Origin of the sequence: Amycolatopsis sp. FBCC-B4732, from assembly GCF_023008405.1 — a bacterium.
Classification (GTDB): domain Bacteria; phylum Actinomycetota; class Actinomycetes; order Mycobacteriales; family Pseudonocardiaceae; genus Amycolatopsis; species Amycolatopsis pretoriensis_A.
Genome location: NZ_CP095376.1, coordinates 3,566,630 through 3,577,707, shown reverse-complemented (window position 1 = coordinate 3,577,707; position 11,078 = coordinate 3,566,630). Strand labels below are relative to the sequence as shown.

The 11,078-nt window shown below is 69.6% G+C and carries 9 protein-coding genes; 8 read left to right on the top strand and 1 reads right to left on the bottom strand.

Features of this window, described 5'->3' with window-relative positions:
- The first annotated feature begins 4 nt into the window (after positions 1-4).
- From araB to MUY14_RS15325, 7 genes are all read left to right on the top strand, one after another.
- Positions 5-1,645, top strand: a complete 1,641-nt coding sequence (gene araB / locus MUY14_RS15355) for a ribulokinase (protein ID WP_247023686.1) — start codon at positions 5-7, stop codon at positions 1,643-1,645.
- A complete protein-coding gene (locus MUY14_RS15350; protein WP_247023685.1) occupies positions 1,645-2,322 on the top strand; it encodes an L-ribulose-5-phosphate 4-epimerase in 678 nt (225 codons plus the stop codon). The genes araB and MUY14_RS15350 overlap by 1 nt, the downstream gene beginning before the upstream one ends.
- A gap of 14 nt (positions 2,323-2,336) precedes the next feature.
- A complete protein-coding gene (gene araA / locus MUY14_RS15345) occupies positions 2,337-3,845 on the top strand; it encodes an L-arabinose isomerase (protein ID WP_247023684.1) in 1,509 nt (502 codons plus the stop codon).
- Positions 3,846-3,862: 17 nt separating this feature from the next.
- Positions 3,863-4,969: a multiple monosaccharide ABC transporter substrate-binding protein gene (gene chvE / locus MUY14_RS15340; protein ID WP_247023683.1), complete on the top strand. Its 1,107-nt coding sequence runs from the start codon at positions 3,863-3,865 to the stop codon at positions 4,967-4,969.
- Positions 4,966-6,486 (top strand): multiple monosaccharide ABC transporter ATP-binding protein, encoded by a 1,521-nt coding sequence (mmsA, locus tag MUY14_RS15335; protein WP_247023682.1) that lies wholly within the window; start codon positions 4,966-4,968, stop codon positions 6,484-6,486. Before chvE ends, mmsA begins: the two co-directional genes overlap by 4 nt.
- Positions 6,483-7,703, top strand: a complete 1,221-nt coding sequence (gene mmsB / locus MUY14_RS15330) for a multiple monosaccharide ABC transporter permease (protein ID WP_247023681.1) — start codon at positions 6,483-6,485, stop codon at positions 7,701-7,703. The genes mmsA and mmsB overlap by 4 nt, the downstream gene beginning before the upstream one ends.
- A 143-nt stretch (positions 7,704-7,846) precedes the next feature.
- Positions 7,847-8,539, top strand: coding sequence for a GH12 family glycosyl hydrolase domain-containing protein (locus MUY14_RS15325; RefSeq protein WP_247023680.1), 693 nt, complete (start codon positions 7,847-7,849; stop codon positions 8,537-8,539).
- A 1-nt stretch (position 8,540) separates the two neighbouring features.
- Here the strand turns inward: MUY14_RS15325 and MUY14_RS15320 are convergent, their stop codons facing one another.
- Positions 8,541-9,992: a DUF1996 domain-containing protein gene (locus MUY14_RS15320; RefSeq protein ID WP_247023679.1), complete on the bottom strand. Its 1,452-nt coding sequence runs from the start codon at positions 9,990-9,992 to the stop codon at positions 8,541-8,543.
- Positions 9,993-10,219: 227 nt separating this feature from the next.
- Between MUY14_RS15320 and MUY14_RS15315 the strand changes: the two genes are divergently transcribed.
- A complete protein-coding gene (locus MUY14_RS15315; RefSeq protein WP_247023678.1) occupies positions 10,220-11,020 on the top strand; it encodes a substrate-binding domain-containing protein in 801 nt (266 codons plus the stop codon).
- The last annotated feature ends 58 nt before the right edge of the window (positions 11,021-11,078 follow it).

Sequence of the window (11,078 nt, the reverse complement as noted above, 5' to 3'; positions counted from 1 at the left end):
CACCGTGGGAGAACCACTAACCGTCGGCGTCGACTTCGGCACGCTGTCGGGCCGCGCGGTGGTCGTGCGCGTGGCGGACGGGGCCGAGCTGGGCAGCGCGGTCTTCGAGTACCCGCACGGCGTGCTCGACGAGACGCTGCCGGCCACCGGCCGCGCGCTGCCGCCGGACTGGGCGCTGCAGGTGCCCGCGGACTACGTCGGGGTGCTCCGCACCGCCGTCCCGGCCGCGCTCACCGCGGCAGGGGCGGACCCGGCCGACGTCATCGGCATCGCCACCGACTTCACCGCCTGCACGATGGTGCCGACGACCGCGGACGGCACGCCGCTGTGCGAACTGCCCGAGTTCGCCGGCGACCCGCACGCCTACGTCAAGCTGTGGAAGCACCACGCGGCCCAGCCGCAGGCGGACCGGATCAACGAGCTGGCCCGCACCCGCGGCGAGAAGTGGCTGCCGCGCTACGGCGGGCTGATCTCCTCGGAATGGGAGTTCGCCAAGGGACTCCAGGTGTTCGAAGAGGCGCCCGAGGTCTACGGCGCCATGCGGCACTGGGTCGAAGCGGCCGACTGGATCGTCTGGCAGCTCGCCGGGGTCTACGTCCGCAACGCCTGCACCGCCGGGTACAAGGGCATCCTCCAGGACGGCCAGTACCCGAGCCGCGACTTCCTCCGCGAGCTGGCGCCGGGCTTCGAGTCCTTCGTCGCCGACAAGCTGGAGCACCCGCTGGGCGAGCTGGGCTCCCGGGCGGGGTCGCTGACGGCGGAGGCGGCGGCGTGGACGGGGCTGCCGGAGGGCATCGCGGTCGCCGTCGGCAACGTTGACGCCCACGTCACCGCGCCCGCCGCGAACGCCGTCGAACCCGGGCAGATGGTCGCGATCATGGGCACCTCGACCTGCCACGTCATGAACGGCGCCGAACTGCGCGAGGTCCCCGGGATGTGCGGGGTCGTCGAAGGCGGCATCGTCCCCGGGCTCTGGGGCTACGAAGCCGGGCAGAGCGGCGTGGGCGACATCTTCGGCTGGTTCACCGGGCACTTCGCCCGCGAGGGGCACGACGAGCTCACCCGGCTGGCCGCCCAGCAGGAGATCGGCGAACACGGCCTGGTCGCCCTCGACTGGCACAGCGGAAACCGGTCGGTGCTCGTCGACCACGAGCTGTCCGGCGTGATCGTCGGCCAGACCCTCGCCACCCGCCCCGAAGACGTCTACCGCGCGCTGCTCGAGGCGACCGCGTTCGGCACCCGCAAGATCATCGAGACGTTCGGCGAGGCCGGCGTCCCGGTCACCGAGCTGATCATCGCGGGCGGCCTGGTCAAGAACGCGCTGCTCATGCAGATCTACGCCGACGTCACCAACCTCCCGCTGTCGGTGATCGGCTCCGAGCAGGGCCCCGCGCTCGGGTCGGCCATGCACGCGGCCGTCGCCGCCGGCGCCCACGCCGACATCCGCGCGGCCGCGGAGGCGATGGGTTCGGTGCGCCGCGCGGTGTACCAGCCGGTCCCCGCCCACGTCGCCGCCTACGACGAGCTGTACGCCGAGTACACGACGCTGCACGACTACTTCGGCCGCGGCGGCAACGATGTCATGCACCGCCTCGCGGCCCGCCGCCGCGCCGTTTCCCGAGCTGTCGCGGAAGGACGGTCCTGATGTCCCTGACCGACGAGGTTCTCGACACCGTCGCGGAACTGCGGGAGACCGTGGCGAACCTCCACGGCGAGCTGACCCGCAACGCGCTGGTCATCTGGACCGCGGGCAACGTCTCGGCCCGCGTGCCCGGCCGCGAGCTGATGGTCATCAAGCCTTCGGGGGTGTCCTACGACGACCTGTCCGCCGACACCATGGTCGTCACCGACCTCCACGGCGAGCTGGTGCACGGCGAGCTCGCGCCGTCGTCGGACACCGCCGCGCACGCCTACGTCTACCGGCACATGCCCGAGATCGGCGGCGTCGTCCACACGCACTCGACCTACGCCACGGCGTGGGCCGCCCGCGGCCAGCCGATCCCGTGCGTGCTCACGATGATCGCCGACGAGTTCGGCGGCGAGGTGCCGGTCGGGCCGTTTGCCCTGATCGGCGACGACTCCATCGGCCGCGGCATCGTCGAAACGCTTCGCGCCAGCCGCTCGCCGGCCGTGCTGATGCGCAACCACGGCCCGTTCACCGTCGGCCGCACCGCCCGCGACGCCGTCAAGGCGGCGGTGATGGTCGAGGACGTGGCCCGCACCGTGCACAAGGCCTTCGAGCTGGGCACGCCCGAACCCCTGCCGCCGGAGGACGTCGACCGGCTCTACGCCCGGTACCAGAACGTCTACGGCCAGCACTGATTTCAAGGAGAACGATGACCCGCGCGTCGAAACCCCAGCTCTGGTTCCTCACCGGGAGCCAGGCCCTCTACGGCGAGGAGACCCTCGAACAGGTCGCCGGCCAGTCCCTGCGCATCCAGCAGCTGCTGGCCGCCTCCGGCGGGCTCCCGGCCGAGATCGTCGGCAAGCCGGTGCTCACCGAGTCCGCGTCCATCCGGCGCGTGCTGCAGGAAGCCAACGCCGACGCGTCCTGCGTCGGCGTGATCGCGTGGATGCACACGTTCTCGCCCGCGAAGATGTGGATCACCGGGCTGGACGCGCTGCGCAAGCCGCTGCTGCACCTGCACACCCAGCTCAACGAAGCCCTGCCGTGGTCGACCATCGACATGGACTTCATGAACCTCAACCAGGCCGCCCACGGCGACCGCGAGTTCGGGTTCATCCAGACGCGCCTGGGCGTGCCGCGCAAGACGGTCGCCGGGCACGTCGGCGACCCGGCCGTGGTCGCGCGGATCGACGCGTGGGCGCGGGCCGCGATCGGCGCCGACCACCTGCGGAACCTGCGGCTGGCCCGGTTCGGCGACAACATGCGCGACGTCGCCGTCACCGAAGGGGACAAGGTCGAGGCGGAGCTGCGGTTCGGCGTCTCGGTGAACACCTACGGCGTCAACGACCTGGTCGAGGTCGTGGACGCCGTGTCCGAAAAGGACACAGTGGACTCCCTCGTGGCGCAGTACGCGCAGGATTACAACGTTGTCGCCGACTTGGCGGCCGGGGGAGCGCGGCACGAGTCGCTGCGGTACGCGGCGAAGATCGAGGCCGGGCTGCGGAAGTTCCTCACCGACGGCGGGTTCGGCGCGTTCACCACGAACTTCGAGGACCTCGGCGGCCTGCGCCAGCTGCCCGGCCTGGCCGTCCAGCGGCTGATGGCCGACGGCTACGGCTTCGGCGGCGAGGGCGACTGGAAGACCTCGGCGCTGCTCGCCGCGGTCAAGGCGATGGGCGTCGGCGCCGACCGCGGCACGTCGTTCATGGAGGACTACACCTACCACTTCGGGCCGGGCACGCCGAAGATCCTCGGCGCCCACATGCTCGAGGTCTGCCCGAGCATCGCCGCCGAGAAGCCGTCGTGCGAGATCCACGCGCTCGGCATCGGCGGCCGCGAGGACCCGGTCCGGCTGGTCTTCGACGCCCGGCCCGGGCCCGGCGTCACGCTCGGCCTGGTCGACCTCGGCGACCGGTTCCGCCTGGTGGCCAACGAGATCGAGGTCGTCGCGCCGGACGAGCCGCTGCCGAACCTGCCGGTGGCGCGGGCGGTCTGGGAGCCGGCGCCGTCGCTGTCGACCTCCGCGGAGTCGTGGATCACCGCCGGCGGCCCGCACCACACCGTTCTCACCCAGGCCGTCAGCACCGAATCCCTTCGCGACTTCGCGAACCTGCTCGGCGTCGAGCTGCTGGTGATCGACAAAGACACCACGCCGCACGGCTTCGCCGACCGCATCCGCTGGAACCAGGCGTACCACCGCCTCGCCCAGGGTTTCTGAGAAAGGAAAACGGAACAATGAAGTTCACCAGAGGAATCGCGGCGCTCGCGGCCGCGGGACTCGCGTTGACGCTCTCCGCGTGCGGGTCGAGCCAGAAGACCGCCGACCAGGCGGCGCCGGCCGGCACCGCGAGCGCGGCGGGCGCGCTGGTCGGCGTCACCATGCCGACGAAGTCGTCGGAGCGGTGGATCCACGACGGCGACAACATCAAGTCGGCGCTGGAGAAGCTCGGGTACAAGGTCGACCTGCAGTACGCCGAGAACGACATCCCGACCCAGGTGAACCAGATCGAGAACCAGATCACCAAGGGCGCGAAGCTCCTGGTCGTCGCCTCGATCGACGGCACCGCCATCACCACCCAGCTGCAGGAGGCGGCGGACAAGAAGATCCCGGTCATCGCCTACGACCGGCTGATCCGCAACTCGCCCAACGTCGACTACTACGCCACCTTCGACAACTTCAAGGTCGGCGTCGAGCAGGCGAACTCGCTGGTCAAGGGCCTGGGCACCGGCCCGGGACCGTTCAACATCGAGCTGTTCGCCGGCTCGCCGGACGACAACAACGCCACGTTCTTCTTCAACGGCGCGATGTCCGTGCTCAAGCCGCTGATGGACAGCGGCAAGCTGGTCGTCAAGAGCGGGCAGACCGACTTCGCCCGCGCGGCCATCCTGCGCTGGGACCCGGCCACCGCGCAGCGGCGCATGGAGGACCTGCTCACCAAGACCTACACCGGCGGCGCGAAGGTCGCGGGCGTGCTTTCGCCGTACGACGGCCTGTCGATCGGCATCCTGTCGGCGCTGAAGAGCAACGGCTACGGCACCGCCGGCCAGCCGTACGCGATCGTCACCGGGCAGGACGCCGAGGTCGCCTCGGTCAAGTCCATCATCGCCGGTGAGCAGTACTCGACGGTCTTCAAGGACACCCGCATCCTCGCCGACACCACGGTGAAGATGGCCGACGCGGTGCTCAAGGGCGGCAAGCCCGAGGTCAACAACACCACCGACTACGACAACGGCAAGAAGGTCGTCCCGTCCTTCCTGCTGCAGCCGGTCACCGTGGACAAGGCCAACTACCAGAAGGAGCTCGTGGACTCCGGCTACTACACGGCAGGTCAGCTGAAATGACCGAACTACTCGGCATGCGCGGGATCACCAAGACCTTCCCCGGGGTCAAGGCGCTGTCCGACGTCACGCTTTCCGTGCGCCACGGGGAGATCCACGCGATCTGCGGGGAGAACGGCGCCGGGAAGTCCACCCTGATGAAGGTGCTCTCGGGCGTCTACCCCCACGGGACCTACGACGGCGAGATCACCTTCGACGGGCAGCGGTGCGAGTTCGGGTCGGTGCGCGACAGCGAACGGCGCGGGATCGTGATCATCCACCAGGAGCTCGCGCTGTGCGGTCAGTTGTCGATCGCGGAGAACATCTTCCTCGGCAACGAACAGCACAAGCGGGGCTGGATCGACTGGAACCGCACCAACCACGAGGCCGACGCGCTCCTGCGGCGCGTCGGCCTCGCCGAAAACGCGACCCGGGCGGTGCAGGAACTCGGCGTCGGCAAGCAGCAGCTCGTCGAAATCGCCAAAGCCCTGTCGAAGGAGGTGAAGCTGCTCATCCTCGACGAGCCCACCGCGGCGCTCAACGACGACGACTCGGCCCACCTGCTCGACCTGCTGCGCGGGCTGCGCGACGAGGGCGTGACCTGCGTGATCATCTCGCACAAGCTGGGCGAGGTGACCGCGATCGCCGACACCGTCACGATCCTGCGCGACGGCCGCACCATCGAGACGCTGGACGCGGCCGGGCTGACCGAAGAGCGGATCATCACCGGGATGGTCGGGCGCGACCTCGAGCACCGCTTCCCGCCCCGGGAGCCGGACATCGGCGAAGAGGTGCTGCGGATCGAGGACTGGACCGTGCACAGCCCGAGCCAGGCCGGGCGCGTCGTCGTCGACAACGCGTCGCTTTCCCTGCGGCGCGGGGAGATCGTCGGGCTGGCCGGGCTGATGGGCGCGGGCCGCACCGAGCTCGCGATGAGCGTGTTCGGCCGGTCCTACGGCAAGGACATCTCCGGGCGGATCGTCAAGCACGGGAAGGAGATCGACGTCCGGTCGGTGCAGGACGCCGTCCGCCACGGCATCGCCTACGCCACCGAGGACCGGAAGCGCTACGGGCTCAACCTGATCGAGGACATCCAGCGCAACGTGTCCGCGGCCGGGCTGGGCAAGCTGGCGAAGCGGGGGTGGGTGAACGAGCACGCCGAGCACGACACGGCCGCCCGATACCACCGCGACCTGCGGATCAAGGCGCCGTCCGTGCGCAGCGTGACCGGGAAGCTCTCCGGCGGCAACCAGCAGAAGGTCGTGCTGGCCAAGTGGATCTTCACCGACCCGGACGTGCTGATCCTCGACGAGCCGACCCGCGGCATCGACGTCGGCGCGAAGTTCGAGATCTACACGATCATCAACGAACTGGCCGCCCAGGGGAAGGCCGTCCTGGTCATCTCCTCCGAGCTGCCGGAACTGCTCGGGCTCTGCGACCGGATCTACGCGCTCTCGGCGGGGCGCATCACCGGCGAGGCGACCCGCGAACAAGCCACCCAGGAACTGCTCATGCAGTACATGACCAAGGAACGGCAATGACCACGACCGAAGCGCGGCCCGACGCGCCCCCGGCCGAGCGCTCCGCCCGGCGGATCTCGATCAACCCGCGCCAGAGCGGCATCTACGTCGCGTTCGCGCTGATCGTGGTCCTGTTCGAGGTGCTCACCGGCGGTGCGCTGCTGGAACCGCAGAACATCTCCAACATCATCGTGCAGAACAGCTACGTACTGATCCTCGCGATCGGGATGATCCTGGTGATCATCTCCGGGCACATCGACCTGTCCGCCGGGTCGGTCGTGGCGATGACCGGCGCGGTCTCGGCGGTGCTGATGGTGAACTGGCACCTGCCGTGGTTCTGGGCGGTGCTGATCACGCTCGTCGTCGGCGCGGTGATCGGCGCGTGGCAGGGCTACTGGGTCGCCTACTTCGGGATCCCGGCGTTCATCGTGACGCTCGCCGGGATGCTGGCGTTCCGGGCGCTGACCCTGACGGTGCTGGGCAACCAGGGCATCGGGCCGTTCCCGGACGCCATCCGCACGCTGTCCAACGGCTTCACCGACGGCTACCTGGGCAACATCGGCCTCGGGCCGCTCGGGGGCGCCGACCTGGTGTCGCTGCTCGCCGGCGTCGCCGCGGTGGCCGGGATCGGGTTCACGCAGTGGCGCAAGCGTTCGGCGCGGCTGGGCTACGGGCAGGACGTCGACCCGTTCCCGATGTTCATCCTCAAGCTCGCCGGGATCGCGGTGCTCGTCCTCGCGCTGGTCGTGCAGCTGGCGCGGTTCAAGAACCTGCCGTGGGTGCTGATCCTGCTGGCGGTGCTGGTGCTCGGCTACTCGCTGGTGGCCGGGAAGTCCGTGTTCGGGCGGCACATCTACGCCGTCGGCGGCAACCTGCAGGCCGCGACGCTCTCGGGCGTCAAGGTCAAGTCGGTGACGTTCTGGATCTTCGTCAACATGGGCGTGCTGGCGGCGCTGGCCGGGATCATCTTCGCGGGCCGGCTCAACCAGGCCGGCCCGACGGCGGGCGTCAACTTCGAGCTGGACGCGATCGCGGCGGCGTTCATTGGCGGCGCGGCGGTGCAGGGCGGCGTCGGCAAGGTGGTCGGCGCGATCACCGGCGGCCTGATCATGGCGGTCATCAACAACGGCATGTCCCTGATCGGTGCGCCGAGCGAGCGGGTGATGCTCGTGAAGGGCGTCGTGCTGCTGGCCGCGGTGGCCTACGACATCTGGACGAAACGCCGCGCGGCTTCCTGAGCGACGGCGTCGAAAGGGGCTTTCCCCGTGCCTCCCGCACGGGGAAAGCCCCTTTCTTTTTCGAAGTTCTCGAATTGCTTGACCGGGCGGTAACGGGACGGTCATAGTGCTGGTGAATCCCTTACCAGTGGAGGCCCCATCCCATGCACAAAGCCGTGCGTTCCCTCGTGGTTTCTTTGACCGTCGCCGCTTCCGTGGCCACCTCGGCCGGTGTCGCAACGGCTGCGACGTGGTCTTCTTCGGACCAATGGGCGACCTGGTCCAACGGCGGGTACACGATCCGCAACGACGTCTGGGGCGGTGGGGCGGGCCCCCAGACCATCTGGGCGAATTCGTATTCGAACTGGGGAGTCTGGTCTAACCAGCCGAACACCGGCGGCGTGAAGTCGTACCCGCATTCGGCGAAGAACGTCGGCAAGAAGCTCAGCGCGCTCGGGAAGGTTTCCAGCAGCTTCTCGGTCAACCGGCCGGGCAGCGGCGCATACGAGACCGCGTACGACATCTGGGCAGACAACAACGCCTACGAGACCATGCTGTGGATGAACAAGCAGGGCGCGGTGGGCCCGCTCGGCACCAAGCAGACGACGGCCACGGTCGGCGGCCACACCTGGGACGTCTACCAGGGATCGAACGGATCGAACGCGGTGTTCTCGTTCGTGCGCACGTCGAACACCAACGCGGGCACGGTCGACGTCCTGGCGGTGCTGAACTGGATCCGGGCCCGCGGCTGGTTCGGCGACGTGACGCTCGGCGAAGTCCAGTTCGGCTTCGAGATCACCTCGTCCGCCGGTGGACTGGACTTCGCCGCGAACAGCTACTCCGTCACCACGTCCTGAGCTACTGGTTGCAGCGCTTGCCGGTGTTGATGCAGTTGACCACCTGGTTCATCAGGCGCTGGCCCATGACGTTGGCGAAGTCGTCGTGGTCCGAGCGCGGGTTGTGGCTCTCCTGCGGGAAGGCGTCCACTTTGTACTGGCCCTTCACCTGGATGTCGTGCGGGATGTCGTAGACCAGCTTGATGACCAGCTGCGGTACGTTCTTGAAGCCCTGCGGGCACTTGCCCTGCTGGTCGGCGAACACGATGTGCGTGCGGTGGTTGGCGCTGTCGATGTTCTTGCCGTCCCAGCAGTTCGGGAACGCGTGGATCCGCTCGACCCGGCTGTTCTGCGGGCAGATCGGGTAGTGGTCGGTCAGCCGGTCTTCGAACCCGGTGCACGTCCAGCTGGGCCGGGCGTTGGCCGGGCCGTTGGTGCTCTGCTTGGCGTCGCCGTAGAGGACGCGCAGGAACTGCGGCATCGCGACGACCCGCTTCGCACCACCGCTGGTGAACGTGATCGTCGCCGAGCGGACGCGCTGGATGTCGCCGTCGTTGCCCGCCAGCTCGTTCTGGTCGTTGACGCCCGGCAGTTCGGTCGCCTGGCCGCCACCGCTGTTCTGGCCGCCGTTGTCGAGGCCGCCCTGGCCGTTCTGCTTGAGCGCGCACGCCGCGAGCCCGCCGAGGTCGGCCGGCTTCGCGGCGCGGCGGCCGATCGCGATGGCGATCCGGTCGATGGTCGCCGCCCGCTTGTCCTTGAGCGGGCCGACGACGGCGTTCTGGACGTCCTGCGGCGTCTTGAGGTCGCCGTTCGCGATCCGCTGGTTGGCCTCGTCGATCTGCTTGTCGAGCAGGTCGAGGTTGCGGTTCACCTCGTCCATGGCCTGGTCGGGGACGTCGGGGAGCTTGCTGGCGACGTCCGGGCAGTCGACCTGGGTGCTGGCCTTGTCCTTGGCGCTGCCGGCGCGGTCGGGCTGGGTGGCGGGCGGATTGGCCGCTTCCTCCTCGCCGGTGTCGATCCGGACGACGGGCCAGAAGTACGCGGACTTGTCGCCGTTGCGGCAGGTGGTGCCGGCCTTCACCAGGCTCTTGTTGTTCGAATCGGCGTTGGTGGAGAGGTTGCCGACGTAGTCGTGGAGGTGCTGCGCGCCGTTGCGGATCCCGGGCTGCGCGATGAAGTTGTCGGGGTTGAAGTGCTGGTTTTCGTTGCGGCCGCAGTCCACGGTGAACGTGCCGCGCGCGCCTTGCCGCTGCAGCGCCTTGTTCACGTTAACACCGCTGGGAACCTTGGCGATGTCGAGGAAGAACGACGGGTCTGCCTCGTCGGCGCTGGCCTCGCCGGTGCGCCCGGCGGTGGTCGCGACGACGATGCCGCCGACGGCGAGCGCGAGGGCGAGACCGCCGGTCGCGATCTTCGTGCGGCGAGTGATGCGATGCCTGCCCGTGGCGGGAGTGCGGGTGGTTTTCCGGGCCATGGTCACCTCGTTCGGTTTTCCGGGCACGCCGGAGACAGCTGCGTGCCCGGTGGGAGACGCGCGGAACCCGGGGGAGTGCCACCGCGTCCGGGGCACTTGGTTCCGGCACTGGCAGAAACGGCTCCCGCGGAGGGGTGGTTCAAGCGGCGAAGCGCGCGTTATCGTTTCGTTATTTATGGAAGGCGAACAAAGTTCACGTCCGGTGGTGTGATCGCTAACATCGCCCCATGTCCCTGGACGACGGCCCCTTGCCCGCCCGCCGGGGCACGCTCGGCGTGATCGCGACCGGCTCCACCGCCTCCGGCGCGACCTTGAACGGCCTCCGTTCGGCCGCCCGGGAGCAGGGGTACGCGCTGACCGTCTTCAGCGTCCCGGGCCGCGACGGCGCGGCGGTCCCGGCCGCGGTGGCCGGCCTGCTGCTGCAGGGCGTGGCGGGCATCGTCGTGCTCGACGCCCGGTTCGTCCCGGACCCGGCCCCGATCCCCCTCGTCCCGGCGGCGTCGACCGACCAGTACGCGGGTGCCCGCCGGGCCACGGAGCACCTCCTGGACCTCGGCCACCTGACGGTCTGGCACCTGGGCGGCCCGGAAGACGGCCCGGCCGCCCGCGCCCGCGAGCGAGGCTGGCGAGAGACGTTGGAACGCCACGGCGCGGAAGTCCCGCCGGTGGTCCGGGGCGACTGGTCCGCGAAGTCCGGCTACCGAGCGGGCCAGTCCCTGGCGGCCGAACCCGGTGTGCGAGCGGTGTTCTCGGCCAACGACCACATGGCACTGGGCCTGCTGGCGGCGTTCAGCGAGGCGGGAATGCGGGTTCCCCGCGACGCCCACGTGGTCGGCTTCGACGACGTCCCGGAGGCAGCGTTCTTCGCGCCGCCGCTGACGACGGTCCGCCAGGACTTCGTGGCGGCGGGCCGCCAGACACTCGCGGCCCTGGCGGCCCGCATCGACGGCGTGGCGGGACCGGCGCGGGGCACGGTGGAGGGGGAGCTGGTGGTGCGGGAGAGCAGTCGCTGCCTGAAAACCGTCTGATCGCGCCGGATGATGCTCCGAGTGGCTGAATCCGGCACCGATGAGTAACAGGCTCGCC

Coding starts and splice junctions, on each gene's coding strand:
- araA (WP_247023684.1), top strand. CDS start 2,337: ATGACCCGCGCGTCGAAACCCCAGCTCTGGTTCCTCACCGGGAGCCAG.
- mmsB (WP_247023681.1), top strand. CDS start 6,483: ATGACCACGACCGAAGCGCGGCCCGACGCGCCCCCGGCCGAGCGCTCC.
- MUY14_RS15350 (WP_247023685.1), top strand. CDS start 1,645: ATGTCCCTGACCGACGAGGTTCTCGACACCGTCGCGGAACTGCGGGAG.
- chvE (WP_247023683.1), top strand. CDS start 3,863: ATGAAGTTCACCAGAGGAATCGCGGCGCTCGCGGCCGCGGGACTCGCG.
- mmsA (WP_247023682.1), top strand. CDS start 4,966: ATGACCGAACTACTCGGCATGCGCGGGATCACCAAGACCTTCCCCGGG.
- MUY14_RS15320 (WP_247023679.1), bottom strand. CDS start 9,992: ATGGCCCGGAAAACCACCCGCACTCCCGCCACGGGCAGGCATCGCATC.
- MUY14_RS15325 (WP_247023680.1), top strand. CDS start 7,847: ATGCACAAAGCCGTGCGTTCCCTCGTGGTTTCTTTGACCGTCGCCGCT.
- MUY14_RS15315 (WP_247023678.1), top strand. CDS start 10,220: ATGTCCCTGGACGACGGCCCCTTGCCCGCCCGCCGGGGCACGCTCGGC.